Source organism: Streptococcus sp. HMSC073F11 (assembly GCF_001810785.1).
In the GTDB taxonomy this organism is placed as follows: domain Bacteria; phylum Bacillota; class Bacilli; order Lactobacillales; family Streptococcaceae; genus Streptococcus.
The window spans coordinates 308,170-334,697 of sequence record NZ_KV802698.1 but is presented as its reverse complement, the minus strand read 5'-3'; the positions used below and the strand labels follow the sequence as shown (position 1 = coordinate 334,697).

General features: G+C 40.4%; 23 protein-coding genes and 1 pseudogene. 9 read left to right on the top strand and 15 right to left on the bottom strand.

What is annotated here, in order from left to right; translation table 11 throughout:
* The first annotated feature begins 61 nt into the window (after positions 1-61).
* Both recU and pbp1a read left to right on the top strand, forming a co-directional pair.
* The gene (gene recU / locus HMPREF2764_RS08415; RefSeq protein WP_033685492.1) at positions 62-658 is read left to right on the top strand and encodes a Holliday junction resolvase RecU; all 597 of its coding nucleotides are present in this window, start codon (positions 62-64) and stop codon (positions 656-658) included.
* Positions 655-2,838 (top strand): penicillin-binding protein PBP1A, encoded by a 2,184-nt coding sequence (gene pbp1a, locus HMPREF2764_RS08410; RefSeq protein ID WP_070528754.1) that lies wholly within the window; start codon positions 655-657, stop codon positions 2,836-2,838. Before recU ends, pbp1a begins: the two co-directional genes overlap by 4 nt.
* 141 nt (positions 2,839-2,979) lie before the next feature.
* Here pbp1a and HMPREF2764_RS08405 read toward each other — a convergent pair whose 3' ends face one another.
* From HMPREF2764_RS08405 to HMPREF2764_RS08385, 6 genes and pseudogenes are all read right to left on the bottom strand, one after another.
* Positions 2,980-4,959 carry a peptide ABC transporter substrate-binding protein gene (locus HMPREF2764_RS08405; protein ID WP_070528751.1) on the bottom strand — a complete coding sequence of 660 codons (1,980 nt, stop codon included), beginning with the start codon at positions 4,957-4,959 and terminating at the stop codon, positions 2,980-2,982.
* A 188-nt stretch (positions 4,960-5,147) separates the two neighbouring features.
* The gene (glf, locus tag HMPREF2764_RS08400) at positions 5,148-6,251 is read right to left on the bottom strand and encodes a UDP-galactopyranose mutase (protein WP_070528749.1); all 1,104 of its coding nucleotides are present in this window, start codon (positions 6,249-6,251) and stop codon (positions 5,148-5,150) included.
* A 110-nt stretch (positions 6,252-6,361) separates the two neighbouring features.
* A pseudogene (locus tag HMPREF2764_RS09865) lies at positions 6,362-6,451 on the bottom strand (CpsB/CapC family capsule biosynthesis tyrosine phosphatase); the annotation flags it as partial.
* 6 nt (positions 6,452-6,457) lie between these two features.
* A complete protein-coding gene (locus HMPREF2764_RS08395; protein WP_070528747.1) occupies positions 6,458-7,903 on the bottom strand; it encodes an LCP family glycopolymer transferase CpsA in 1,446 nt (481 codons plus the stop codon).
* Between the two features lie 194 nt (positions 7,904-8,097).
* Positions 8,098-10,056 carry a peptide ABC transporter substrate-binding protein gene (locus HMPREF2764_RS08390; RefSeq protein ID WP_070528743.1) on the bottom strand — a complete coding sequence of 653 codons (1,959 nt, stop codon included), beginning with the start codon at positions 10,054-10,056 and terminating at the stop codon, positions 8,098-8,100.
* A 194-nt stretch (positions 10,057-10,250) separates the two neighbouring features.
* Complete coding sequence (locus HMPREF2764_RS08385; protein WP_070528740.1) at positions 10,251-11,858, bottom strand: glycoside hydrolase family 13 protein; 1,608 nt, start codon at positions 11,856-11,858, stop codon at positions 10,251-10,253.
* A 152-nt stretch (positions 11,859-12,010) separates the two neighbouring features.
* Between HMPREF2764_RS08385 and HMPREF2764_RS08380 the strand changes: the two genes are divergently transcribed.
* A complete protein-coding gene (locus HMPREF2764_RS08380) occupies positions 12,011-13,495 on the top strand; it encodes a DUF1846 domain-containing protein (protein WP_070528737.1) in 1,485 nt (494 codons plus the stop codon).
* Between the two features lie 94 nt (positions 13,496-13,589).
* The gene (locus HMPREF2764_RS08375) at positions 13,590-14,072 is read left to right on the top strand and encodes an S-ribosylhomocysteine lyase (protein ID WP_023946639.1); all 483 of its coding nucleotides are present in this window, start codon (positions 13,590-13,592) and stop codon (positions 14,070-14,072) included.
* Positions 14,073-14,130: 58 nt separating this feature from the next.
* Here HMPREF2764_RS08375 and HMPREF2764_RS08370 read toward each other — a convergent pair whose 3' ends face one another.
* From HMPREF2764_RS08370 to rsmH, 5 genes are all read right to left on the bottom strand, one after another.
* Positions 14,131-16,236, bottom strand: coding sequence for an AAA family ATPase (locus HMPREF2764_RS08370; RefSeq protein ID WP_070528733.1), 2,106 nt, complete (start codon positions 16,234-16,236; stop codon positions 14,131-14,133).
* Positions 16,237-16,570: 334 nt separating this feature from the next.
* Positions 16,571-17,551, bottom strand: a complete 981-nt coding sequence (gene mraY, locus HMPREF2764_RS08365) for a phospho-N-acetylmuramoyl-pentapeptide-transferase (protein WP_070528730.1) — start codon at positions 17,549-17,551, stop codon at positions 16,571-16,573.
* A gap of 1 nt (position 17,552) precedes the next feature.
* On the bottom strand, positions 17,553-19,805 hold the full coding sequence (pbp2X, locus tag HMPREF2764_RS08360; RefSeq protein ID WP_070528727.1) for a penicillin-binding protein PBP2X: 2,253 nt from the start codon (positions 19,803-19,805) through the stop codon (positions 17,553-17,555).
* A 3-nt stretch (positions 19,806-19,808) separates the two neighbouring features.
* Positions 19,809-20,126, bottom strand: a complete 318-nt coding sequence (gene ftsL, locus HMPREF2764_RS08355) for a cell division protein FtsL (protein WP_000227824.1) — start codon at positions 20,124-20,126, stop codon at positions 19,809-19,811.
* A 9-nt stretch (positions 20,127-20,135) separates the two neighbouring features.
* Positions 20,136-21,086, bottom strand: a complete 951-nt coding sequence (gene rsmH / locus HMPREF2764_RS08350; RefSeq protein ID WP_049500347.1) for a 16S rRNA (cytosine(1402)-N(4))-methyltransferase RsmH — start codon at positions 21,084-21,086, stop codon at positions 20,136-20,138.
* A gap of 166 nt (positions 21,087-21,252) precedes the next feature.
* On the opposite strand from rsmH, the gene HMPREF2764_RS08345 reads away from it, so the two are divergent.
* The 5 genes from HMPREF2764_RS08345 to HMPREF2764_RS08325 are packed head-to-tail and all read left to right on the top strand — an operon-like array spanning position 21,253 to position 23,429.
* The gene (locus tag HMPREF2764_RS08345) at positions 21,253-21,447 is read left to right on the top strand and encodes a helix-turn-helix transcriptional regulator (protein WP_001082471.1); all 195 of its coding nucleotides are present in this window, start codon (positions 21,253-21,255) and stop codon (positions 21,445-21,447) included.
* Positions 21,448-21,462: 15 nt separating this feature from the next.
* Positions 21,463-22,005: a DUF3278 domain-containing protein gene (locus HMPREF2764_RS08340; RefSeq protein WP_023946651.1), complete on the top strand. Its 543-nt coding sequence runs from the start codon at positions 21,463-21,465 to the stop codon at positions 22,003-22,005.
* 10 nt (positions 22,006-22,015) lie between these two features.
* On the top strand, positions 22,016-22,351 hold the full coding sequence (locus HMPREF2764_RS08335; RefSeq protein ID WP_070528723.1) for a hypothetical protein: 336 nt from the start codon (positions 22,016-22,018) through the stop codon (positions 22,349-22,351).
* 26 nt (positions 22,352-22,377) lie between these two features.
* Positions 22,378-22,956: a DUF3278 domain-containing protein gene (locus HMPREF2764_RS08330; protein WP_000711238.1), complete on the top strand. Its 579-nt coding sequence runs from the start codon at positions 22,378-22,380 to the stop codon at positions 22,954-22,956.
* The gene (locus HMPREF2764_RS08325) at positions 22,953-23,429 is read left to right on the top strand and encodes a glutathione peroxidase (protein WP_000203038.1); all 477 of its coding nucleotides are present in this window, start codon (positions 22,953-22,955) and stop codon (positions 23,427-23,429) included. The genes HMPREF2764_RS08330 and HMPREF2764_RS08325 overlap by 4 nt, the downstream gene beginning before the upstream one ends.
* Positions 23,430-23,571: 142 nt before the next feature.
* Here HMPREF2764_RS08325 and HMPREF2764_RS08320 read toward each other — a convergent pair whose 3' ends face one another.
* From HMPREF2764_RS08320 to HMPREF2764_RS08305, 4 genes are read right to left on the bottom strand one after another with little or no spacing between them, the layout of a single operon-like run.
* The gene (locus HMPREF2764_RS08320) at positions 23,572-23,865 is read right to left on the bottom strand and encodes a DUF5960 family protein (RefSeq protein ID WP_070528720.1); all 294 of its coding nucleotides are present in this window, start codon (positions 23,863-23,865) and stop codon (positions 23,572-23,574) included.
* A complete protein-coding gene (locus HMPREF2764_RS08315) occupies positions 23,858-24,220 on the bottom strand; it encodes a hypothetical protein (RefSeq protein WP_070528717.1) in 363 nt (120 codons plus the stop codon). Before HMPREF2764_RS08315 ends, HMPREF2764_RS08320 begins: the two co-directional genes overlap by 8 nt.
* A complete protein-coding gene (locus HMPREF2764_RS08310) occupies positions 24,217-25,632 on the bottom strand; it encodes a Y-family DNA polymerase (RefSeq protein ID WP_070528714.1) in 1,416 nt (471 codons plus the stop codon). Before HMPREF2764_RS08310 ends, HMPREF2764_RS08315 begins: the two co-directional genes overlap by 4 nt.
* A 3-nt stretch (positions 25,633-25,635) precedes the next feature.
* Positions 25,636-26,322, bottom strand: coding sequence for a LexA family transcriptional regulator (locus HMPREF2764_RS08305; protein ID WP_070528710.1), 687 nt, complete (start codon positions 26,320-26,322; stop codon positions 25,636-25,638).
* Between the last annotated feature and the right edge of the window lie 206 nt (positions 26,323-26,528).

Sequence of the window (26,528 nt, the reverse complement as noted above, 5' to 3'; positions counted from 1 at the left end):
CACCTTTCTTTCTATTTTTATGGTATAATAGAGTGATGTTATTGTACCAATAAGGAGAAATATGGTCAACTATCCTCATAAAATTTCATCAAAAAAAAGCCAAACATCCATTTCTCAACCAAAAAATTTCGCAAATCGAGGAATGACATTTGAAAAGATGATTAACGCTACAAACGACTACTATCTGACGCATGGTATGGCAGTTATCCATAAAAAGCCAACGCCTGTTCAAATCGTTCGAGTAGACTATCCTCAACGTAGTCGAGCCAAAATTGTAGAAGCCTACTTTAGACAAGCTTCCACAACAGATTACTCTGGCGTATATAGAGGACATTACATTGACTTTGAAGCCAAGGAAACGCGGCAAAAAAATGCTATCCCAATGAAGAACTTCCATCTTCACCAGATTCAACATATGGAACAAGTTCTAGAACAGCAGGGCATTTGCTTCGTATTGCTTCATTTTTCTTCTCGACAAGAAACTTATTTGTTGCCGGCACTTGATTTGATTCGCTTTTATCATCAAGATAAGGGCCAAAAATCAATGCCACTTGGATATATTCAAGAATACGGATATTTAATAAAGCAAGGAGCTTTCCCTCAAATTCCCTATCTCGATATTATCAAAGAACGTTTACTAGGTGGTAAAACAAGATGAATAAACAAACTATTCTGCGATTCTTAAAGTATATTGGAATTACATTTCTTACCTTATTTATCGCATTATTTCTATTGGGTGGAGGTATCTTCCTCTACTTTGTTAGCAAGGCTCCAGCCTTATCTGAAAGTAAATTAGTTGCGACAACCTCTAGCAAGATTTATGACAACAAAAACGAACTGATTGCTGACCTTGGATCTGAACGTCGCGTAAATGCCCAAGCAAATGAAATTCCTACTGACTTGGTCAAGGCCATCGTGTCTATCGAAGACCACCGTTTCTTTGATCATAGAGGTGTTGATACCATTCGTATCATGGGGGCGGCATTGAGAAACCTCCAAGGGAAAGGAGGGCTCCAAGGGGCTTCAACCTTGACTCAGCAATTGATTAAATTAACTTATTTCTCTACTTCAACTGCCGATCAAACCTTGTCACGTAAAGCCCAAGAAGCTTGGCTAGCCGTTCAATTAGAGCAAAAAGCAACCAAGCAAGAAATCCTGACCTACTACATCAACAAAGTCTACATGTCTAACGGTAACTATGGAATGCAAACCGCAGCCGAAAATTACTATGGAAAAGACTTGAAGGATTTAAGCTTGCCACAGTTAGCACTCCTAGCCGGAATGCCTCAAGCACCAAACCAATATGATCCATATTCCCATCCAGAAGCTGCTCTAGAGCGTCGTAACTTGGTACTTTCAGAAATGAAGGGACAGAAGTATATCAGTGCAGAAGATTACGAAAAAGCTATTAATACGCCTATCACTGACGGTCTTCAAAGCTTGAAGTCAGCCAATAGTTACCCAGCCTATATGGACAACTACCTCAAAGAAGTAATCGACCAAGTCGAACAAGAAACGGGCTACAACCTTCTTACCACAGGTATGGAAGTCTATACTAATGTCGACAAAAATGTTCAACAGAGACTTTGGGATGTATACAATACAGATGAGTACGTTGCTTATCCAGATGATGAACTTCAAGTAGCTTCCACTATCGTAGATGTAACAAATGGTAAAGTCATTGCTCAGTTAGGGGCCCGTCACCAATCAAGTAATGTATCTTTTGGAATCAACCAAGCCGTTGAAACCAACCGTGACTGGGGTTCTACTATGAAACCAATCACTGACTATGCTCCCGCTTTAGAATATGGAGTCTATGACTCTACTGCTTCTATTGTACATGATGTTCCTTATAACTATCCTGGTACTGATACTCCTGTCTACAACTGGGATCATGGTTACTTTGGGAATATTACAATTCAGTATGCACTCCAACAATCACGAAATGTCACAGCCGTTGAGACTTTGAATAAGGTCGGTCTAGATAGATCTAAAACCTTCCTTAATGGTCTGGGTATCGACTATCCAAGCATGCATTATGCAAACGCCATTTCAAGTAACACAACTGAATCCAACAAACAGTACGGTGCAAGTAGTGAAAAAATGGCTGCTGCTTATGCCGCCTTTGCTAATGGTGGTATTTACCACAAACCAATGTATATCAATAAAATCGTCTTCAGTGATGGTAGTGAAAAAGAATTTTCTGATGCTGGTACACGAGCTATGAAAGAAACTACTGCCTATATGATGACCGAAATGATGAAAACTGTTTTAGCTTACGGAACCGGACGTGGTGCTTACCTACCATGGCTTCCACAAGCAGGTAAGACAGGTACTTCTAACTATACTGATGACGAAATTGAAAAGTATATCAAGAACACTGGCTACGTAGCTCCAGATGAAATGTTTGTAGGTTATACTCGTAAGTATTCTATGGCTGTATGGACTGGTTACTCAAATCGTTTAACTCCAATCGTTGGAGATGATTTCCTAGTTGCTGCTAAGGTTTATCGCTCAATGATATCGTATCTATCAGAAGATGATCAACCTGGAGATTGGACGATGCCAGACGGCCTGTTCCGAAATGGAGAATTCGTCTTCCAGAACAACGCGAAGAACACATGGAATAATTCAGCAACACAACAAACACAAACGGTAGAAACTCCAAGCACAACAGCTGAAAGTTCAACTACACAGGCAAGTACGACGGTTGGTCAACAACCCAATAATGCTCCAGCAACTGATCCTAATCAAGGACAAGCTGGCCAGGCTGTTCAACCGACACAACCAGTACAACCAACGCCACAAAATCCACAAGTTCAACAACCACAACAGTGAGATGAAAGAAAATCCTGAGAATAAAAACTCAGGATTTTTTCTACAAAAAAATTAGTTTCATAATCTTTGAAAGTGAAGAGAGGTTTCAACTCATTTTCGATAAACCAAAAGAAGTTAGCGAATAACTAACTTCTTTTTATCTTATTTCACATGTTTTGCAAGTTCTTCTTGCGCTTTTTTATTGGATTCTTCTTTTTCTTTCATCCATTTATCTTGAGCTTTTTGGTATTCATCCACAGTGACTGCCTTGTCTTGAAGTTCCAAGTATTTGTATAGGAGCGGATCGCTTGTCCCCTTGTTACCAGAGAAGGCAAACGGCATCGTAAATGGTACCATCTTAGACAAGATTGGGCGACCAGTGAGTGATGTTGTTGGAATAATCAAGGCACTATCTGTCAACCAAGCTTGGGCTGTAGCATACTTATCATAACGTTTTGCTACATCTATTGTCTCATTTCCAGCTTCAGTTACCAATTTCTCATAGTCGTTCAGACCAACCTTCTTAGCTGCAGCATTATCTGTACCAGAATCAAAGCCAAAGTAGGTTTTAGTGTTTTCACCAACTGATGGTTTGATAATATCGAGGTAAGTAGATGGATCCGCAAAGTCTGGAGACCAACCAACATTATCTGAAATATCCCAATCTTCTCCAGCTGCTGTCTCAGCAAAGTAGGTAATATTCAAGACCTCATCTTTTTGTAGTTGTTGAATATCAATAATGACATTATCAGTTCCTAAAGTTGCTTCCAAGGATTGTTTCATAGATTGGACGCGCTGAACTTTTGTAGTTGCTGTCTGGTCAACTGGCATGTCCAAATGAATTGGGAAGGTCACGCCTTCTGCCTGTAAGGCTGACTTAGCCTTCGCAAATTCAGCCTTAGCCTTGTCTGGATTGTAAAGACCATCTTGGGCATCGGCAAGATTAACATCCTTCCATTCATCTCCATAAGTCACCAATTTTTCTTTGACCATATCGCCAAAGTTCTTCCCATCCGCTTGGACAAACGTTGGTGGAACAAAGAGATTACGCAAGATTTTGCTTGCACCACTAGCACCGTTCACTTGTGAAGCATAGGCTGTACGATCAAAACCAAAGGCAATAGCTTGGCGGAAGTCCTTGTTTAAGAGAGCCTTTTTAGTAGATGTCTTTTGTTCGTCGCTAGTCTTGGAAGTATATTTATAGGATTGACGGTCAATATTTGTCCCTACTAGATAAGTCGTAGAGTCTTGTTGAGTATAGACGATATTATCTTTCATACTCTTCTCAAGCTCTGCAAAACTTGCATTTGTTGGAAAGAGACGAGCTGCTGAAAGGCTACCGTCCTTAAAGTTTTCTGCAGGTTTGCTGGTATCTTGCCCATCCCAGAATGACAATTTAACTTTGTCAACATGAACATTGTCCTTATCCCAGTAGTTCGGATTTTTCGCAAATTCAACGGAAGATTTAGCCACAATAGATTTCAGCAAATAAGGACCATTGTACAAGATACTGCTTGGATCTGTTGCTTTGGCAAAATCATCCCCTTTTGAGTTCAAAAACTCTTCATTGAGCGGCGCAAGCACACCCATGGTTGTTTTAGAATTCCAAAAACTTTCAGGTTTGTTCAAAGTGTATTGAACTGTTTGATCGTCAAGGGCTTTAATCCCGACTTGAGAGAAGTCTTTAACTTCCCCTTTAGCATATGCGTCCAAACCTTTAATTGAATCTTGTACTAAGTAAAGGGCTTGTGATTTCTTATCTGTTGCATATTTAAGACCTGTCACAAAGTCCTGAGCCTTAACAGGAGCGTACTCTTCTCCCTCAGACGTGTACCACTTGGCATCCTGACGAATCTTATAAGTATAAGTCAAGCCATCCTTAGAAACCGACCAGTCTTCTGCCAATGAAGGAACAAGGTTCCCGTATTTATCATTTTCAAGCAATCCATCAATGACGTTACTAGTAATGTTTGAAGTAGCTGCCTTACTGGTTGTCAAATAGTTGAGATTATCTGGATCTGTCTCGTAGGTAAAGGCAAAGGTCTGCTCACCTTTAGCGCCTGAGCCCCCAGAACAAGCAGCTAAAACACCCGCTGCTAATAAAGTCACTCCCGCAAGAGCCAATACTTTCCTTGTTTTCATAGTATTCTCCTCTGTTTTTCTATCCATTATAGACCCTTTTTCAAACATTGTCAACAGAATTTTCAGAATTTTTGAAAATTATTTTTTAAACATTAGGTTTGCAAAAATATGAATAATAACAAAAAACCTCAACTACATTAGGTAGTCGAGGAATGATCAATCATATTTCTGTAAGCAGTTTGATTTGTTTAATCTAACTCATTTCTTACACACTGCAAGGCTGCTCCGATTACCTGGTGCATATCATAATAGCGATAGTGTCCTAAACGACCACCAAAGATAACATTGCCTTGCTCATCAGCAAGTTTTTTATATGATTTATACAAATGATTATTACGATCATTATTAACTGGATAATAAGGATCATCACCTTTTTCCCATGTTTTAGAATGTTCTTTAGTAATGATAGTCTTAGCTTGATTCCCAAACTCAAAATGTTTGTGTTCAATAATTCGAGTATATGGAGTTTCTGCATCTGTATAGTTCACAACTGCATTTCCTTGGTAATTCTCCATATCCAAGGTCTCGTTTTCAAAACGAAGACTACGATACTCTAATTCACCCAACTTATAGTCGAAGAATTCATCAATCATACCAGTAAATACAATCTTAGGGAAGTCCTTCATATATTGCTCTTTATTCGCGAAGAAATCAACATTGGTTTCTACATCAATGTTTTCATGGTCCAACATTTTTTCAACTATTTGAGTGTATCCACCAATTGGAATTCCTTGATAGGTATCGTTAAAATAGTTGTTATCATACGTCAAACGTACTGGCAAACGGCGAATGATAAAGGCAGGAAGTTCAGTAGTTGGTTTCCCCCACTGTTTCTCTGTATAGTCTTTAATCAATTTTTCATAAATATCTGTACCTACAAGAGAGATAGCCTGTTCTTCCAAATTTTCAGGAGTTTTACCATTTAAAACAGCACGTTGTTCATCAATCTTAGCTTGTGCTTCCGCTGGCGTTACAACTCCCCAGAGTTTATTGAAGGTATTCATATTAAAAGGGAGGTTATAAATCTCACCCTTATAGTTTGCAACTGGAGAGTTTGTGTATCGGTTAAACTCTGAAAACTGATTTACATAATCCCAAATCTCCTTATCAGAAGTATGGAAAATATGAGCACCATACTGGTGAACTTGAATTCCTTCCTCTTCACGAGTATAGATATTACCCGCGATATGATTTCGTTTTTCAATGACTTTTACTTTTTTTCCTTTTAAGGCTGCTTCATGGGCAAAGACTGCACCAAAGAGACCAGCACCAACAACAAGATAATTGTACATCTTAAGCTCCTTTATTTTTTAACAAACTGTTGTAGCAATTGTACAAGATTGATTACTTTAATCGATGATACAATTGTATATTTTACATCTTAAATCCGTACTTCTTATCCATAGACTTCTGCCAAAAGAATCTTGCTTTCTTGCTTAGTTTTCGGACCATCATCCACACCAAATACGATATGCGAATGAATATCAATCATTTTATCTTATTTTCCTTCCATCACATCATTGATTGCTGCCTTAACTGACTCTAAACTGCTATCACTTATTTCCATCATATAGAGGTTGCTATCAGGCATGGCATAAGATGGTAAATCCATCCGCCCTGTTCCTTTGAGATCTTGCGAGATAATCTTATAAGTTCCACCACTCTCAAGTTGGGCATTGGCCAGATTCATCATGGTTTCAAGCGGCATATTGGTTTGCAAAGAATCTTGTAGTCCCTTTATAATACTGTCATAATTTTTCAAAGCTTCTGTCGAGGTTAACTTTCGCAAAATAGCGACAATAACCTTTTGCTGGTTGCGACCACGATCTCGGTCTCCATCTGCCAATGAATAACGCTCTCGTACAAAGCTAAGAGCTTGCTCCGAGTCAAGATGAACACTTCCTACAGGATAGAACTTCCCATTTGTATGAGCAGTAAATTCTTGGTCATTATAAACATCAACTCCACCGAGTAAATCAATCAATTTCAAGAAAGAGGTGAAATTCAAACGAGCATAATAGTTCAAGTCAATACCATAGAGATTTTCCAGTGTATGAATCGAAGCATCTACTCCATAAATACCCGCATGAGTCAACTTATCTTTTTGATTATTCCCTCCGTCTGCAATCGGAACATAGGAATCACGAGGTGTTGTGGTCAAGAGAATCTTTTTAGTTTCACGATTCACTGTCATAATGATATTGACATCAGAACGAGAAACTGAACTAATTGGACCGTAAGTATCAATTCCGCTGATATAAACGTTGAAACTGTCACCTTTGACATCCTTTGGAGTTTCAACCTTCTTAGTTAATTCTTTGGTATAAATTTTCTTAATCTTTGAAGCATAGTCTGGATATTCTGATTCGATTATATTTTCAAAGACACTGTTTAGAAGGATTGCCTTTGTATCTCCAGCTAACAAGCTCTTATAGGCCGCAAGATAAGAACTGCTTTCTTCGACTGTCAATTCCTTATTTTGACTAGCCTTCAGATCATTCAGTAACTGTTGGATATTGTCCTTATCCGTCCCAGTAGGCCCCATTACACTGGTTACCTGACTGATATTCTCAATTGGACTATCTGCTAACACCGCAATACTCATCGAATAATTTGAGTAATTTGATGTTGCATTCAAACGACTAGTAAATCCAATGAACTGACTTACAACAAAGAGGGAAGTCCCATTAATCAAAATACCAAGTAGTAATAAAATCAGCGTTAGATTTTTAGCTTTCTTAGACCGAATTAAAAAGAAGCACAAGACAGCTAAGGCTACAATTAGGACGGTAACTACTATGTTCAGATATCGGAAGGCTAGCATATTGTATTTGAAAATCAAAAACAATAAAAAGACTGCTAGTATTGCATAGATAGCTAGCAACCCCCAACTAATCAATATTTTTGTTTTACCCTTACGAGCTCGCTTCGAAGATCTACTCACGATATACCTCTATTATCAATTTTTATTTCATTTCACTTTATTATATCATAAAATACATCATCAACAGTACATTGTATGATACATACTCTCCAAGTAAAGTATCCTCAATATCTCACTAAACTTCTACGTTTTAACTTTTAATATATTGCTGTGAAATACAATAAACGAGGTCCCTTACGGAACCTCGCTCATCATTATTTCACATGATTTTCTGCTTCTTTTTGAGCTTTTTCGATTGCTTTTTTGCTTTCTTGCTCCCATTTAGTCTTAGCTTCTTCAAACTGTTTGGTTGTCACAGTATCTTTTTGCAGTTTCATGTACTTGTAGTTATTGCCATCACCCTTGATACCGACCAATGAATAACCTCTTGTAAATGGCGTCACTTTGGTTACAGATGCTGTTCCACCACTTGACATGGCTGACATAATCAGAGAATTGTCAATCATCCAAGCCTGTGCTTCAGCATATTTTTCATAACGTTTGGCTACATCTTTATTTTCGCTATCTGCATCTTTGAGCATCTTGGTGTAGGTATCAAGACCCAAGCTAGCAATTTTAGCTTTATCTTCCTGAGCATCTAGGCCAAAGATTTTGAGGTAGAATCCATCCTCTGCATTGAAAGGATTGAGATAAGTTGATGGATCTTGGTAGTCACCTACCCACCCATCAAAGTTCAAATCATAGTCTCGATCAGCAGGCGTTGGTGCTAAGAAGGCTACGTTATTAAAATCATCTGTTGAAAGTTGCTGAACATCAATGACAATGTTATCAGCACCTAAAACTGACTCTAGAGTCTGCTTAACAGAGTTCATGCCTGTCACAGCATTTTTACTTGTTTGATCAACAGCCACATCCAAGTGAATAGGGAAAGTCACACCTTGACTTGCCAATTCTTTTTTAGCTTCCGCAAATTTTGCTTGGGCCTTTTCTTTGTTAAAATAGGCATCCTGAGCATCTGCCAAGTCAATGCCTGACCATTCTGTTCCGTAGTTAACCAATTTAGAAGCGACTACTTCTCCAAAGGTCTTGTCTCCAACTTGGACAAATGTAGGAGGTACTAGGGTGTTGCGAAGGGTCTTGCTAGCTGCTTCTTCCCCATTTGACTGGGCAGAATAGGCTGTGCGATCTAAGGCGAAGTTCACCGCTTGGCGGAGGTTCTTGTTCAAGACAGCTGTTTCAGTTGACTTCTTCTGCTCATCTGTCGTTTTAGACGTATGGTTGTAAGCCTTACGATTAACGTTAAAATTGAAGTACCAAGAAGTCTTGTCCTGCAAGCTATAAACGATATTATCCTTATATTTTTCCTTGGTCTTAGCAAAGTTAGAACTATTTGGATAAACCCCAGCGATTGAATAGGCTCCACTTTCAAAGTTACGGATAGTCAATTCTTGGTCTGAACCATCAAAGTAAGCCAATTTCACGTGTTCAATCGATACTTTATCATGATCGTAGTAATGCGGATTTTTCACATACTCGATTGATGATTTTGATGTGAAATCTTTTAACAAATAAGGTCCGCTGTAGAGAATGCTATCTGGAGATAGGGTCCCAAAATCTTTGCCTTTTGAGTTTAGAAACTCTTCATTCACTGGGAAAAGAATACTATTGGTTGTTTTTGAGTTCCAGTAAGGTTCTGGGCGTGCCAAAGTATACTCAACAGTATGGTCGTCGATTGCCTTCACACCAACCTTAGAAAAGTCAGAATCCGCTCCTGTAATATATTCATTCAAGCCCTTGATCGAGTTTTGAATCAAGTCAATGGCCTGGGATTTATTATCCACTGCGTATTTGATACCTGTCACAAAATCTTGTGCCTTGACTGGAGCGTACTCTTCACCGTCAGCTGTGAACCATTTGGCATCTTTTCTCAGTTTATAGGTATAAGTCAGACCGTCGCTTGAAACAGACCAGTCTTCTGCCAAAGACGGAACTAGGTTTCCATGATTGTCATTTTCAAGCAAGCCATCAACTAGGTTGGTAATGATGGCTGTATTATCAGCGTAGTAGTCTAATAGGTAGTTAAAAGTAGTTGGGTTTCCACTAAAAGTTGATGAGTAAGTTTTTGTATCTGAACCTGATTGTCCGCAAGCAGCTAAAAGCAAGGCAGCTGCAAAAGTCAGGCCTGCATTAAGGACACGCTTTTTTGTAGTCATCTTCTTTCTCCTTTATGTTAGTTTTTGTAACATAGGTTTATTTTACCAAAATAGTGGAAATTTGTAAAGTTAATTGAATTTGAGAATGAAAGTTTATAAATCTTAGTCATAAAAAAACAAAGGATTTCTGCCTTTCATACAGTCCTCCCTTGTTTTTATACGATTTCATTTTTAGATTTTTCTGTAAAAAATGTTTATAGTAATTCCACACAGAAAGCATCCCATGGAGCCAAGATTTGTTTTTCAAAAACTTCTTGAGCCGTGGTATTTTCAATCAAGACCGATTTGACGTTTCCTTCTACGGTCAAGTCTTGCTCTTCATTGGACAAGTTAGCGACGACTAGGAAGCGACGGTCACCATCTTTACGGATATAAGCAAAGACCTTATCAGCAGTTTCAAGCAATTCAAATTCAGCTCGAATCAGCCAGCTATTCTCCTTACGGATTTGAACCAGTTTCTGATAGGTATAGAAAATAGAATCTGGATTTGCCAGTGCTTCTTGAACGTTGATTGCTTGATAGTTTGGGTTGACTGCCAACCAAGGTTGACCTGTTGAGAAACCAGCGTTTTTGCTCTCGTCCCATTGCATAGGGGTACGGGCATTGTCACGTCCAATGACACGGATACTGTCCATGATTTCTTCCATCGGAACGCCTTTTTCAAGAGCTTCACGCGCATAATTGAGGGATTCAATATCTTCTACTTGGTCCAGCGTTTCAAAGGGATAGTTGGTCATCCCAATCTCCTCACCTTGGTAGATATAAGGTGTTCCTCTCATGAGATGAAGCAAGATTGCAAAGGCTTTGGCAGATTTTTCGCGGTATTCTTGGTCATTTCCCCAGATTGAGACGATACGAGGAAGGTCATGATTGTTCCAGAAGAGCGAATTCCAACCGTCCTCAACTCCTAATTCTGTCTGCCATTTGTTAAAAATTTCTTTTAACTTAGCGATATTCAGCTCTTTTTGATAATGCCATTTAGGCTGACCTTCCTGATACTGAAGACCGATATGTTCAAAATGGAAGACCATAGACAATTCTTGCCCCTTTGGATCCGAGTAGAGCTTGGCAATCTCTGGCGTTGCTCCCCATGTTTCCCCTACTGTCAAGAGATCCTGATCTCCAAAGGTCGCCTGATTCATCTCCTTGAGATAAGGGTGGAGCATAGGACCATTATTGACTACTTTCTCATCAGGAATTTTCCCAATCATGTCGATAACATCCATACGGAAACCGCCAATGCCTTTATCAATCCAGAAGTTCATCATCTCATAAATTTTCTGGCGAAGTTTTTCATTTTCCCAGTTGAGATCAGGCTGTTTCTTACTGAAAAAGTGGAGATAGTATTGACCTGACTTTTCATCGTATTCCCAAGCAGAACCACTAAAGATAGAATCCAAATCATTGGGTTCATCCCGCCAAATATAGTAGTCACGTTCAGGGCTGTTAGGATTTTCACAGGCCTCGACAAACCAAGCATGTTCATCTGAGGTATGATTGACCACCAAGTCCATGATGATACGAATATCACGTTTCTTAGCTTCTGCGATCAGTTGGTCCATATCCTCCATGGTCCCGAAAATAGCCGCAATCGCTTGATAATCAGCAATATCATAGCCATTATCATCCATAGGACTGTCATAAACTGGAGAAAGCCAAATCGCTGTAATTCCTAACTTGGCTAGATAGTCTAACTTACTGGTAATTCCTGGCAAATCGCCAATTCCATCTCCGTTGCTATCCATAAAGCTCTTAGGATAAACTTGATAGACTACGGCATTGTGCCACCATTTTTCTTGCATCTTCTTACCTCATTATTTTAATAATCTACAGTCTATGATAGCGCTTTTCAGATTTTTATGCAAGCGTTTGCCTAATCTTTTTGATTCCTTTTTTAACTCCATAGTTTCCTAACTTCCATTTTTTTATTATAATAGAGGTCAGAGGTAAAAAAATGAAAAAACAAGCTTTTAGTTCTGAACAATATTTGAATCTACAGCGCGACCACATTTTGGAGCGTATTAACCAATTTGACGGCAAACTCTACTTGGAGTTTGGTGGCAAAATGTTAGAAGATTTCCACGCCGCTCGTGTCCTTCCTGGTTATGAGCCTGACAACAAAATCAAGCTCTTACAAGAATTGAAAGAGCAGGTTGAGGTTGTGATTGCTATTAATGCTAGCAATATCGAGCATTCCAAAGCACGTGGTGACTTGGGTATTTCTTATGACCAAGAAGTTCTTCGTTTGATTGACAAATTCAATGAATTAGGAATTTTTGTTGGCTCCGTTGTCATCACACAGTACGCTGGTCAACCAGCTGCAGATGCCTTCCGCAACCAACTTGAGAAAAACGGAATTGATTCTTATCTTCACTATCCAATCAAAGGATATCCGACAGATATGGATCATATCATTTCTCCAGAAGGAATGGGAAAAAATGACTACATCAAAACTAGTCGCAACTTGATTGTCGTAACTGCTCCTGGACCTGGTTCTGGAAAATTGGCAACTTGTATGTCAAATATGTACCATGACCAAATCAATGGTATCAAGTCTGGCTACGCTAAATTTGAAACCTTCCCAGTTTGGAATCTTCCCCTTCATCACCCAGTCAATTTGGCCTACGAGGCTGCTACAGCTGACCTTGATGATGTCAACATGATTGACCCTTTCCATCTCCAAACCTATGGAGAAACCACTGTCAACTACAACCGTGATATCGAAATTTTCCCAGTGCTCAAGCGCATGTTAGAACGCATTCTAGGTGAATCTCCATACTCTTCACCGACAGATATGGGGGTCAACATGGTTGGTTTCGCTATTACAGATAATGAGGCTGCTATCGAAGCTTCTAAACAAGAAATCATCCGCCGCTACTATCAAACGGTCCTTGATTTTAAAGCCGAAAAAATTGGCGAAGCTGCTGTCAAGAAAATTGAGTTACTTATGAATGACCTCGGTATCACACCAGCAGACCGTAAGGTTGCTGTTGCTGCACGCCAAAAAGCTGAAGAAACTGGCGGACCAGCCCTATCCCTTGAATTGCCAAATGGGGAAATCGTCACAGGTAAGAACTCAGAGCTCTTTGGCCCTACAGCCGCTGCTCTTATCAACGCCATCAAGAAATCAGCTGACATCGCTAAAGAAGTAAAACTAATCGAACCTGAAGTTGTCAAACCGATTCAAGGTCTTAAAATCGATCATCTGGGTAGCCGCAATCCACGCCTTCATTCAAATGAAATCCTGATTGCACTTGCTATCACAGCTACAGAAAATCCTGATGCTGCTCGTGCTATGGAAGAACTTGGCAACCTCAAAGGAAGCGAAGCCCACTCAACCATCATCTTAACCGATGAAGACAAGAATGTCCTTCGTAAACTAGGGATCAACGTAACCTTTGATCCTTACTACCAATACGACCGCTTGTATCGTAAATAAAGATTTGAACCTCTCCACCCTCGGAGAGGTTTTCTCTCTGTCTCAAGAGCTGGCTTTATGTTATAATGAAAGAAGAAAACTGAAAGGATTTACCATGTCAAAAGAAGTTATTGTTGAAAGTTTTGAACTTGACCACACCATTGTTAAAGCACCCTATGTTCGCTTGATTGGGGAAGAAACAGGACCAAAGGGAGACATCATCTCCAATTATGATATTCGTTTAGTGCAACCAAACGAAGACTCTATCCCTACCGCTGGCCTTCACACTATTGAGCACCTCTTAGCCAAGCTCATCCGTACCCGCATCGACGGCATGATTGACTGTTCACCATTTGGTTGCCGCACAGGCTTCCATATGATTATGTGGGGGCGCCACACCAGTGCTGAAATCGCGGCCGTCATCAAGGATTCGCTCAAGGAAATCGCTGAGACTACTACTTGGGAAGACGTCCCTGGAACAACCATCGAATCTTGCGGTAACTACAAGGATCACAGCCTCTTTTCAGCTAAAGAATGGGCAAAATTGATTCTCCAACAAGGAATCTCTGACGATGCCTTTGAACGTCATGTCATCTAATAATAAAAAAGAAACCAGCTTTTGAACTGGTTCCTTTTTTTATTTTCAAAATCTTGATTTAGGCTTTTTCACGAATGACCAAAACACCATCTTCCATGTCAGCTTCTAGGTGTTTAGCATCAAGGTTATCCAAGTGGAAGTCTGTGACTTTGTCACGGATTTGTTGTTCAACCACACGACGGAGTGGACGAACACCCATGATTTCATCGTAGCCTTCCTCAGTCATGTATTCTTTAGCAGCTTCGCTCACTGCCAAGTCAATGTCTTTCTTAGAAAGCGTCTTGTTAACTTCAACCAACATAAGGTCTACAATCTTAGAAAGATCTTCTTTGCTCAAGTGTGAGAATTCGATGACAGCATTGAAACGGTTAAGGAATTCTGGACGGAAGTAAGGTTTCAAACGATCCATCAATTCTGGTTTATCAGCATCTTCTGTCAAGTTAGCTTCGTAACCAAAGCCTGCGTTTGAAGTTGCGATTATCACCGTATTCTTGAAGTTGACAGTGTTACCTTGACCATCTGTCAAACGACCATCATCCAAAACTTGAAGGAGAAGGGTGATGACTTGAGGGTCAGCCTTTTCAATTTCGTCGAGAAGGACGATTGAGTATGGATTGCGACGGACGCGTTCTGTCAAGGTATTGTTGTTGTCATCGTAACCAACATAACCTGCAGTTGTACCAATCAATTTAGATACGGCTGTGCGGTCGCTGTATTCTGACATGTCCAAACGGATGATAGCATCTTTCGTTCCGAACATATCAAGAGCCAATTGTTTAGCCAACTCAGTCTTACCGACACCAGTAGGACCTACAAAGAGGAAGCTACCGATTGGACGGTTACCTTCATCAAAACCAGCACGGTTACGACGGATAGCTTTTGCTACTGCTTCAACGGCCTTATCTTGACCAATAACTTTCGTCTGCAAACGATGACCCATATCTTTCAAACGTTCGATGTCCGTATCCCCCATTTGAGATCCTGGAATACCCGTCATACGTTCTACAGATTCAGCCACATCGTTGACACTTGCAGTCACTTTCATATCTTCTGTATGGTTTTCGATTTTCTTTTCCAATTCTGCAATGCGTGTTTTATAGTTTAGAGCTGCTTCAAAATCTTCTGCCTCAACTGCTTTTTCTTGCTTGTCTTTTTCTACCTCAATTTCACGTTCAACAGCATGAACATCTGTTACTGGATGCTGAGCTGCCAAGTGAGCCGCCGTAACATCGACAAGGTCGATAGCCTTATCTGGCAAGCTACGTTGAGGAATATACTGAACAGAATAATCAACGGCAGCTTTTAAGACTTCATCTGGCAAAATAACATTGTGGTGTTGTTGATAGAGATCACGAATTCCTTGAAGGATTTTAAAAGTATCCTCTGCTGATGGAGCATTAACCTTCACTTCGTTGAAACGACGAGCAAGGGCTGCATTTTTCAAGATAGTATTACGGTATTCATCTTGAGTAGTTGCGCCAATCACTGTCAATTCTCCACGTGAAAGAGCTGGTTTCAAGATATCAGCAAGACCTTTAGATCCTTGACCATCACCTGTGCTACCAGCACCAAGAATTTGGTGAATTTCGTCGAAGAAGAGGATAATATTTCCAGCTTCTTTGACTTCGTTTACCAAGTTTTGAATGTTTTCTTCAAAGCTACCACGGTATTGAGTACCAGCTTCAAGTCCAGAAATATCAATAGAAATGATCTCTTTGTTCTTGATTGCTGCAGGAACGTCGCCGTTCACGATAGCTTGGGCCAATCCTTCTACTACTGCAGTTTTACCAACACCAGCATCACCGACGAGAACTGGATTATTCTTTGTGCGACGAGAAAGAATTTCAGAAGTTTCTTGGATTTCTTTATTACGTCCAATAACCGGATCTAACTTACCTTCACGTGCTTCTGCAGTCAAGTTTCGACCTAGTTTTGCAAGGACACCGTCTTGTTTCATACCTGAAGACTGTTGTTTCATTTGTCCATCAGCTTCTGCATTTCCTGGCAATTGACCCGTTGCACGATAGTGAGCGAACTCTTCAGGCGTTACTTCACGGCCGTTAATCAAGTAACGACGGTTTTCTGAACTATATCCACGCATACCACCCATCAATTGGTTAAATAAATCATCCATGTTGTTAAAATTATTAAAGTTGTTGTTCATATTCTTTACCTCTTTTTGTTATTTATTATTACTGATATTGACTATCTTTGACTTTTTCTTTAAAAAATTTAGACTAGCTAAATCGCTACTCTACGTACTATTTCTGGTTTTTCTTTTTCAAGCAGGAGTAGACTATCTTTACTTCTAAAGATTTCTAGATTAAACATAGACCCCACCTCTTTCTATTTTACTTTAAATAAGTGTTCTAGTAAGGCTTTCATTTACCTTACGTTCATAATATACTACATTAGTCAAAAAAGGTCAAGGAATTTGACTTTAATTGACCAATATTTTTTAAAAAGCAAAAACACCCTGAAACATCAGGGTGCCATTCTTACATCAAATACAAAATTGCTAGGGTCAGGAGACTTGCTAGAAGCCCCACTCCCCAAAAGAAGAAGTCGACCTTCCACTCGCTCCAAGGATTTCCTTTACCAGACAATCCTCCAAGCTCAAAATGGTGATGGACAGGTGTCATACGGAAAATACGTTTACCACCAGTCAGTTTGAAATAGCCGACTTGCATCATGACTGAAGTTGTTTCAAAGACATAAATAATTCCGATAATCAAGAGAGTCCATTCTTGGTGGAGAGCCATAGAGATAGCTGCCAACATTCCACCGAGAGCCAAACTTCCCACATCCCCCATAAAGACCTTGGCAGGCTTATGATTAAAGACGAAGAAGCCGAGCAAGCCACCAATCATGGCTAGAATCACCAGAAGAATATCCATCTGACCTTGCACATAGGCAATAACTCCATATGCAGACAAACTAATCACGACTGAAATACTAGCCAGACCATCAATTCCGTCTGTCAAGTTGACTGCGTTTGAAAAACCAACTAGCCAGAAAAGGGCGAAGACAATATAGAAAATCCCTAGATGCACTTGGTAACCAAAGACTGAAAGCATATCGCCACCGCGCTCATAGAAAAGGTAAAAAATGACACCACCTAGAAGCTGAAGAGCCAATTTCTGCTTGGGATTTAGCCCCTCATTGATTTTGCGGAAGACCTTGAGGAAGTCATCTAAAAATCCGATTAAACCATAGAGAACCAAGATAAATAAAATCATTCCCACATTATTGCTGAGTTGGTTACTAAATAGGGCAAGAAAGAAGGCAACTAAAACAGAAGCAATTAAGAAAACCAAACCTCCCATTGTAGGAGTCCCAGCTTTTGCCTGGTGCTGTTTGACATCCTCATGCATCTGCTGGCCTGTAATTTGCGCCTTTCTATAAAATTGGATAAAGGCCGGAATTCCTACTAAAGTTAGTAAAAATGTCACAATTCCAGCACTGATGGAAATAAACATATTAGTCTCCTAAAGTTAATTTAATTTTTTTAATGTTTTTGATAGCTGTATTAGTCCGAACATCTTGCTTCTGTACAACAGAACCTGACCCTTCAAATTCCAGCTCGATATCCAACCATTTAGCAAAGGTCTCAGCAGTTTCTTTTTTCCAGCCATACATGTCTGGAATTTCTTCTACCTTATCCGATAAAAGGAGAACTTGTCGGTTTGGTGCAAGATTGGTCCCTTCTTCTACAGAAGTCTCTTTAATCTTTGTTCCAGTACCTACAACGATTGGTTGCACAATATTTCGGCGTAAGGCTTCCGCCAACTCACCAGGTGAAATATCCTTGATGCTAGGCATTGCATAAGAAGACTCTGTCGTAACTTTATCTAAATTCTTGGCTGGAGATTGAAGATTGAGAGATTCTTTCATAGCTGAAGCCCGCTCCAAGATTGGGTTGGCAAATTCTCCCAACTGGATACCTGAATAATGTTCAGGTTGCTGAACCGTTACATACAAGATAAAATCAGGATTTTCCGCTGGGTGCATAGATACAACTGAGAAAATGTTGTTTGTTGAACCTGTAAGGTAACCACCATTTTTCTCATCCGCAATCTCCGCAGTCCCTGATTTAAGGGCCACATTCTGACCCGGAACATTGACAGTTGCCTTGCCTGTACTATGATTATACATAGTTCCATATGTAGGGTCTGTTCCAACCATAACCATGTGATCACGCGTGACTGATGCCGCTTCTTTTGATACAGGATTTCCGACAACCTCTTTTTGAGATTTACGAACAGATTGGTCATTAGGGTCATAAAGTGCACTGATAAATTTCGGCTCTAACATAACACCATCATTGGCAATGGCTGTAAAAGCACGTAGCATCTGGGTCTGCGTTACAGAAATCCCCTGACCAAATGCACTCATGGCAATATTGACAATATTATCTGCAGGCAATTGACCTGTGTACTCATCAGTCAGACCAAAACGCGTCGGCACTCCAAACTTAAAGCGATTGAGATAATCGAGCCAAGTCGCATCTCCCATTTTCTGCTCGAGCAAGGTCATTCCGATATTACTAGAGTGGGCAAAACCTTGAGAAAAGGTCATTGTTCCACCACTCGTCAAACCTTCGTTAACGTCCCAGTCTCGAATGGTTGCATCTGCCAGTTTCAACTCGCTACTGTTAAAGTATTCTCCACCAGGGAAAGTCTTATTATCAATAGCTGCTGCCAACATCATCACCTTCATGGTTGATCCTGGCTCATAGTTACTCTGATAGAGGATATCGCGCCAGACAAAGTCTTTTGTAATGCCATCCTTAGTATCGGCATTAAAGGTAGGCCTTTGAGTCGTGGCGAGGATTTCACCTGTCTTAGCACTGACCAAGGTAGCTGTCATGTACTTGCCTTTTACCTTTTCTTGAAAGGCATCCATCTGTGTTTCCATGAAGGACTGCAAGGGACTTGAAAGAGTGGTATAAACATCCTTGCCATCCACAGTCTGCTGCGATACCTGTTCTGTACCTGGTACGATATTTCCTACACGGTCTTTTTCATAGGTAATAATACCGTCTGTCCCAGCAAGAATGCTATTTAACGAACTCTCCAGACCAGAAGTTCCTAACAAACTCTTACTGCCATCCTCATTTTCATGGAGTTGGGCCAAGCCAATAAAACTAGAAGCAAATTGGCCATTTGGGTAGCTTCTGTTAGGGCTAGTTGTAAAGTCAATCCCTTCCACACTAGCATCTTTCAAGTCTTTTTTAATCGCCATCATATTGGCATAGGTAATCCCATTTCCTTTTGCTCCAAAAGAAACTTGGGTCAGATTTGGTTGAGCTAATTGCTCTTTCACATAAGCTTCATCCATATCCAAATACTTATGGAAGACTTCAGCTACCTTATTAAACTGCGAATCCTCTACATAAAGAATTTTACCCGTTGCTGACTTGTATTTTTTATCAATAACAGCATAGACATTATAAGAGGTCGCATCTTCAGCGATAGGCACTCCATTTCGGTCATAGATAGTCCCGCGTTTGGCAGGTACTGTTCGAGTTGTTTGGTGAACCTTTTTAGCCTCTTTTACCAAGTCAGTACCAAATATATTACCTTTTGCGATAATATACGCAAAATTGGCCAAAAAGAGGGCGAAAAGGGCAACAGCTACAAAGCTGAGGTACTTGCCAACTATCCTACGGTTTTTTGCTGGAGATTTACGATTTTTTATCGCAAATCGGGTTATTTTTTCTGTCCATTTCATATCTTACTCCGCTGTTCGGATATTTTCATTATTCAATTTCAAATCTTTTTTATCTGCAATCTCTTTCAAGCGCTCTGAACGAATCAATTCGTTCACTTCCTGCTTGGCATCGTCCAGCTCTGTCTTCTTTTCCTCTATCTGCGCATTGATTTTTGTCAAATCACTTTGCACTTGCAAGAGCCGTGTCTGCATAAAGATAATGCTCACTGCTAAAACGAGAGCCGTAAAAGCGATGGAAAGATAAAAAGCCTTCTCCACACGTGAGAATTTTTTTATACGATTCTGCAAGAATTGACTGGTTGTTTCTTTCTTATCTACCATTTTTTCCTCTTACTTGTGAATTTTTCTGGCCACGCGCAACTTGGCAGAGTGCGAGCGGTTATTGGCTTCTAATTCTTCTGCACTTGGCAAGATTGGCTTACGGGACACCAATTCCATCTTGGGCTTGAGATCATCTGGGATGAAAGGCAAGCCTTTTGGAACTTCAACCGTTGAAGCTTCCTTGAACAATTGCTTGGTCAAGCGGTCTTCTAGTGAATGGAAGGTAATCACTGAGATTCTACCATCTAGAGCCAACATCTCCATAGCCTGCTGGATAGATTCATCTGCCGCCCCCAGTTCATCATTGACTTCAATTCGAATAGCCTGGAAAATCTGCTTGGCAGGATGGCCCTTCTTCTTGAGCTCCTTGGCAGGTTTGGCCGACTTGATAATTTCTGCTAACTCAGTCGTTGTCTCGATTGGCTTGACTTCACGTGCTTGTTCAATCTTACGCGCAATCTGTTTAGAAAATTTATCCTCACCATACTTGAAGAAAATACGAACCAAGTCATGATAGTCATAGTGGTTCACCACTTCATAGGCTGTCAGACTAGCTTCCTGATTCATCCGCATGTCCAGTGGCGCATCCTTTTTATAAGAAAAACCACGTTCACGCTGGTCCAATTGAGGACTAGACACTCCCAAATCATAACAAATTCCATCAATTTCCTGAACACCAGCTTCGCGCAAACGTGCCTGTAAATGACGGAAGTTATCCTTTATAAAAGTCACCATCCCTTTTTCGATATAGGGTGCCAAACGTTTTTGCGCATTGTTAATTGCATTCTGGTCCTGGTCAAAAGCATAGAGATGGCCTTTTTCACTTAATTTACTTAATAAATATTCGCTATGGCCCGCTCCACCCAAAGTCGCATCAACGTAGATACCGTCAGGCTTTACGTCGAGCATATCAATCGTTTCATGGAGTAAGACCGTTACATGATGAAATTCTTTTGTCATATCCTATCTATTTTACCATAAATCCGACCAGCTTGCACTAGTCAGACAAATAGGGCAAAAACAAGTAAGATTTCTTTAAGAAATATGTCAAATATGCTTGACATTCACTCCATAGAAGAATATAATATAGTCAAATATATACGACATAAAGCAGAAAGGAGTCCAGATGAATCGTGTGAAAGAATTTCGCAAGGAACTAGGCATTTCTCAGCTCGAGCTAGCCAAGGATATCGGTGTCTCGAGACAAACCATCAATATGATTGAGAACGACAAGTACAATCCAACCCTGGAACTCTGTCTCAATCTCGCCCGCAGCCTCCAAACTGACCTCAATAGTCTCTTTTGGGAGGATAATTTTTAAAAAAGGAGCCAACTCATGAAAAAAGAAACCTTCACTGAAAAACTCATCAAACGAACATACGGCATTTCTGGTCCCCTTGACGAATACAAACGGCGTGAGATCGATCGTATCGGGAACCAAGTCTTTATCGTCCTCTTTTATCTGATGATTTTCGGAAATCTTATTCCACTCCTTCTGGCCTATAAATACCCTCAAGAAGTGGCTCTAATCTATCCTCCTCTGATTTTAGTGATTGCCCTCATCGCTGCTGGCTATGTCACCTACCAAATGAAAAAAACAGGGATTACAGCTATTGATCCAGATATGCTGAGTGAGAAAGAAAGTAAGCAACTACATTACCCAGGTCTGAAAGCAGGTTTGTTCTTTGGTCTATGGATGTTTTTTATAACTCCTCTTCTCAGTATACTCATAGGTGAAAGTCCGGACTATTTTAATTCTCTTCTTACTATAAGAAATGGTGTATCAAGCATTCTCGGTTCTATCTTCTTCGGAGCAAGCATACAGTTCCTCATCTCCCGTCGCATTGCAAAAGCTAAGAAAGATCAAGATGAGGATTAGGAGGTACCCTATGAAATCACTAGTAACTTTACTTACCTATCATCTTTTGTTCAGTTCTCTGCTCATCTTCATCATCGTTTCAGGGAACTTGCCAATCTACGATATAGTCCTCCTTCCAGTCTTTGTTCCAGCACTCAACAAAGGATTGACTTATCTAAAGATAGATTCCCAAAAAACGCGCATACTCAACCTAGCACTATGCTTTATGATTCTATCCTTTCTATCCTTACCACAGCTGACGCTCATTTCAAGCAATTGGAAATATTATATACTGCTAACTATCGCCATCCTTTCTTCTATTACTTATCTTTATTATCTCTATCAATTCGTAAAAGAAACAAAATAACATCGTTCATTTAGGAGAAATCACCCATGAAAAAAGAAGACTTAACAACTCGCTTACTTCGAAATTTCTTTCATATCCAAGGGCCTTTTGATGAATGCCGTCAAGAGGTTATCTACAAGGCTTGCGCCCGTTCCATGATCCAAATCTTTTACTCTTCCTTCATTCTCTTCCTATTCTATATTTTGTTCGGAAGCTTTATAGAAATTGTTCGAAATGTTATGCCCTACATCTATTTTGGACTCATTTTGTTCATGAGTATAAAAGCTCAAAAAGCCGTCCAAGAGCTTCATCTTGAAAAGGATGACAAATCAGAAATCATTCTCAAAACCTACAGCAAAGCTCAAATCAAATTCCGAAGCTGGATTGTGTTTATCGGTATTCAGATTGGCTTCTTTACCTTACTCATCTTTCATAAAGTCTTCGTTCAACAGATGTCCCTTTCAGATTTTGGAAAGTTGCTCATGCAATTCGATAAAAGTATTCCTTTCCTGATGTATAGCCTGATTATCGGAAGCATTTTTGGAACCCTGACCTACGGATTTCTATCACTACAGGAGGAGAAAACTCCTAAAAATACCAAACAGAAGGAGAAAAGCAAGCAATGACTTCACTATACGATTTTTCAGTCTTGAACCAAGACCATCAAGAAACTCCACTAGAGACCTATCGTGGTAAGGTTCTCTTGGTTGTCAACACTGCTACTGGATGTGGTTTAACGCCCCAGTACCAAGGACTTCAAGAACTCTATGATCGCTATCAAGAACAAGGTTTTGAGATTTTAGACTTTCCTTGCAATCAGTTTATGGGACAAGCACCAGGCGGCGCAGAGGAAATCAACGCCTTCTGTAGCCTACATTATCAAACCACCTTCCCACGTTTTGCCAAGATCAAGGTCAACGGTAAGGAAGCAGACCCTCTCTATGTTTGGTTGAAAGAACAAAAATCTGGCCCACTGGGAAAACGAGTCGAATGGAATTTCGCTAAGTTTCTCATTGGTCGTGATGGGCAGGTCTTTGAACGCTTCTCTTCAAAAACAGACCCAAAACAAATTGAAGAGGCGATACAAAAACTACTATAATTTCACAATCTCACTATTATTAGTTCTCCTTTAGCCTAAGAATAGTGGGATTTTTTGATGGGCTTTGACTTGAATAGAAAAACACCCCATGATATGAGCCATGAAGTGTTGTAAAAATGATACATTTACAGCAGACTCCCCTCTACTGGCCACTATTTTTAACCCCAGCATATACATAGGTCCTATTTCTAGGACACGCTTTTTCCGTTACCACCCTAAAATAAAAACGATGCTCCCACCCATCCTTGGCATTTTCCTTGTTTAAGACAAAGTAGTTTTTCTGATTCATCGCCATGGTTCGTAGGATGTCATCAATCAAGAAAGTCAGAGGTACATTCATGGCAGAGTATTTTTGAAAATCCTCTTCAAAACGAATATAGGAATCTGAAAAATAATCCATCTGCAGTTTATTTTCATACAACTCTCTTCTAGTCATACATTCCCTCCTCCAACAGTCGAATTTCAAGGATATCTGCAATCTCTATCATCCTGTAACCATCGCTTGTTCTAATAGATAATGATTTAGAAGATAACTCTCTCACCTTACCGATGATAGTGGCTTTCTGCTTCTTTTCCTTGACCACAAAACTTCCCTTCAGTTGGCCAACATAAAGCTGAGAAAGCAAGTGTAGTTTCTCATCTAGAATCAAATCTGTCGAAAAATCAACCCGATTTTTTTCTTCACTGAGCGAACTGGTGTGTTCCGAAAGGTAAAATCCCATCCACTTCTGCATACCTGGATCTTGATAATCTCTCGCGGATTGAAAGGGTAAATAAGAACGATCAATCATTTTAATCCATCTAATCCTCCAGCAGAATGGCCCCCAATCAGCTTGCTTCTAGCAAGACTACGAGAGGCTTCTTCCAGTGCGTTGGCTTTTAAGAGAGAAGTAAAACCAAATTCTTCCCGAATGGAGTCAATAGCCATCTGGAGCCTTTCTTCTTTTTCTAACTTGTCAACATCATCAAAGAGGGAAATCAAGCTAAAGGACTCATCCACAAATCCTGAATAGTTGACCCCGACACTTCTGACCGCCCCAGAAGTGTATTTATTATGAAATAGTTTCAAAACATAGCCCGTTAAAACAGCTGTATTGTTGGTTGGTTCGACCTTCATTTGTGTGTGTATAGACGGCCTGACTTCCTGTTTAGAGAAACCAAGATAGATAGAAACAAGGGTTGTTTTCTTGCCCGCCCTTCTCAGCCTAATAGCCACCTGCTCCGCCATTTCTCGAAGAATAATTTCGATATCCCGTAGCTTCACGTAGTCTCTCGGTAAGATTTGAGAATTTCCCAAACCTTGGGACTTGGCTTTATAGGGCTTGTGAACATTGCTCTCATCAATCCCATTAGCATGAAACCACAAACGTAGGCCAGCCTGACCGAGAACTTTCTGTAACTGGTCTGGATTGCTGGTTGCCAATTCTTTGATGGAAAAAATTCCCAAAGCATTCAAGCGTTTCTCCATCCGCCTGCCAATCCCCCAAAAGTCCGTCATCTTGGGAATGGCCCAGACCTTCTCTTCCACATCCTGGTAAGACCAATTGGCCCTCATGGTCAGGGTATGCTTGGCCTCATTGTCCAGAGCCAACTTCGCCAATAAGGGATTGGCATTGGACATGCCTACTGTAGAGTAGATCCCTGTCTGCCTCCAAATATCCCTCTGAATGCGGGCAGAAAGCAGATCCAGCTTGTCTTTGCGAGAAAGACTCTTCTCAGGGATGAAATAGTTGAGCGAACTAGTCAGATCGATAAAACCCTCATCGATAGAGTAGGGATAAATATCATCTGGGCTACCATAGTTTTGAAAGATTCTCTGGATTTCCATATTGACCGCTATGTACTCATCCATCCTAGGAGGCACAATCAAGGTCACTTGAGCCCAATCTTCGATGTAACGAACATAGTCCGAGTCGGTAGGCAAGCCTTGCTTTCGAGCATTGTAATAGGAAAATTTGCGCGTTTTGATATCAAAGGGCAGATCATAGGCCCGACCAACATTGGACTTGCCAAAAATTTTCTTAAACAGGGGAGAGGAGGCTAGGATAAGACCAGTCGAATTATCCGCGCGACTCATGACACAAAGCGAAGTCTTCAGCGGATGTAGGCCCCTTTTCACACACTCAACGCTGGCATAAAAGGATTTCATATCGACAAAGGCAATGTCGCTTTTTGGCTCTCTGGAATAATCAAAGTAGCCCATAGGCTAACCCTCCATCGGCACAAAATTCCCAACGATAATCCCTACAATACGAGGATCTTCCTCATAGGAAATGAAAATGTCCTTATATTTGGGATTGATAGAGACTAGACGCAAGCCATCTTCCTCCCGATAAACCCGTTTGATATAGGTCTGGTTATTACAAACCACTGCATAAACTGCCCCGTCATAGTCAAATCCTGTCTCTCGAATCAGAGCCACTGAACCATTTTGATATTTAGGTTCCATGGAATCCCCAGCCACCCAGGACGCAAAATCATGGGCTAACTCCTCATTAAAGTAAACAGTATCAAAATTCTGATCATCGTAGACCGAAGCCCCGATTCCTGCTGACATGCGTTCGTAGACACGGTACTCGTAGAGTCGCTCTGGCATGGTCGACACTTTCTTGTCTTGTTCCTCTTGAGCCAGATTGCGAGCATAGAGAACAACCTTCTCCTGCCCTTGCTTGGAGAGGCTATTGTAGAGACGAACAATCTCAATCTGAGTGAAATAACCTTTTGCTACTTTCAAAATGTTCTCTAGCTGAGCAACTTTTTCCTGGGACGGTTCCTTGATCCCACGTTCCCAAGCCGAATAAGCCTGAAAGCTAATCCCAAGTTGCTCTGCAATTTCCCTCTGTGTCAGTTTTAACTCTTTCCTCCGAGCCTTTAATTTTTCTGGCTGATACATACTTCACCTCCTAGTATAGAACCTTATCTTAAATGATTTTCCTTAGAAAAGCTAATTTTTAGTTGAGTCACTTTTAAAACTCAACCAATATGGTTTAGTTTTATTATATAAAAAAAGTGGACGGTTGTCTACTAGGAATATCATAAACATCATGAGTTTTATACTCAATGAGAATCAAAGAGCAAACTAGGAAACTAGCCGCAGGT

Coding starts and splice junctions, on each gene's coding strand:
- HMPREF2764_RS08370 (WP_070528733.1), bottom strand. CDS start 16,236: ATGAACAACAACTTTAATAATTTTAACAACATGGATGATTTATTTAAC.
- HMPREF2764_RS08315 (WP_070528717.1), bottom strand. CDS start 24,220: ATGATTGATCGTTCTTATTTACCCTTTCAATCCGCGAGAGATTATCAA.
- HMPREF2764_RS08335 (WP_070528723.1), top strand. CDS start 22,016: ATGAAATCACTAGTAACTTTACTTACCTATCATCTTTTGTTCAGTTCT.
- HMPREF2764_RS08305 (WP_070528710.1), bottom strand. CDS start 26,322: ATGTATCAGCCAGAAAAATTAAAGGCTCGGAGGAAAGAGTTAAAACTG.
- HMPREF2764_RS08385 (WP_070528740.1), bottom strand. CDS start 11,858: ATGCAAGAAAAATGGTGGCACAATGCCGTAGTCTATCAAGTTTATCCT.
- HMPREF2764_RS08340 (WP_023946651.1), top strand. CDS start 21,463: ATGAAAAAAGAAACCTTCACTGAAAAACTCATCAAACGAACATACGGC.
- HMPREF2764_RS08375 (WP_023946639.1), top strand. CDS start 13,590: ATGTCAAAAGAAGTTATTGTTGAAAGTTTTGAACTTGACCACACCATT.
- HMPREF2764_RS08320 (WP_070528720.1), bottom strand. CDS start 23,865: ATGACTAGAAGAGAGTTGTATGAAAATAAACTGCAGATGGATTATTTT.
- HMPREF2764_RS08310 (WP_070528714.1), bottom strand. CDS start 25,632: ATGGGCTACTTTGATTATTCCAGAGAGCCAAAAAGCGACATTGCCTTT.
- HMPREF2764_RS08325 (WP_000203038.1), top strand. CDS start 22,953: ATGACTTCACTATACGATTTTTCAGTCTTGAACCAAGACCATCAAGAA.
- HMPREF2764_RS08390 (WP_070528743.1), bottom strand. CDS start 10,056: ATGACTACAAAAAAGCGTGTCCTTAATGCAGGCCTGACTTTTGCAGCT.
- HMPREF2764_RS08330 (WP_000711238.1), top strand. CDS start 22,378: ATGAAAAAAGAAGACTTAACAACTCGCTTACTTCGAAATTTCTTTCAT.
- recU (WP_033685492.1), top strand. CDS start 62: ATGGTCAACTATCCTCATAAAATTTCATCAAAAAAAAGCCAAACATCC.
- HMPREF2764_RS08405 (WP_070528751.1), bottom strand. CDS start 4,959: ATGAAAACAAGGAAAGTATTGGCTCTTGCGGGAGTGACTTTATTAGCA.
- pbp1a (WP_070528754.1), top strand. CDS start 655: ATGAATAAACAAACTATTCTGCGATTCTTAAAGTATATTGGAATTACA.
- rsmH (WP_049500347.1), bottom strand. CDS start 21,086: ATGACAAAAGAATTTCATCATGTAACGGTCTTACTCCATGAAACGATT.
- ftsL (WP_000227824.1), bottom strand. CDS start 20,126: ATGGTAGATAAGAAAGAAACAACCAGTCAATTCTTGCAGAATCGTATA.
- glf (WP_070528749.1), bottom strand. CDS start 6,251: ATGTACAATTATCTTGTTGTTGGTGCTGGTCTCTTTGGTGCAGTCTTT.
- HMPREF2764_RS08380 (WP_070528737.1), top strand. CDS start 12,011: ATGAAAAAACAAGCTTTTAGTTCTGAACAATATTTGAATCTACAGCGC.
- pbp2X (WP_070528727.1), bottom strand. CDS start 19,805: ATGAAATGGACAGAAAAAATAACCCGATTTGCGATAAAAAATCGTAAA.
- mraY (WP_070528730.1), bottom strand. CDS start 17,551: ATGTTTATTTCCATCAGTGCTGGAATTGTGACATTTTTACTAACTTTA.
- HMPREF2764_RS08345 (WP_001082471.1), top strand. CDS start 21,253: ATGAATCGTGTGAAAGAATTTCGCAAGGAACTAGGCATTTCTCAGCTC.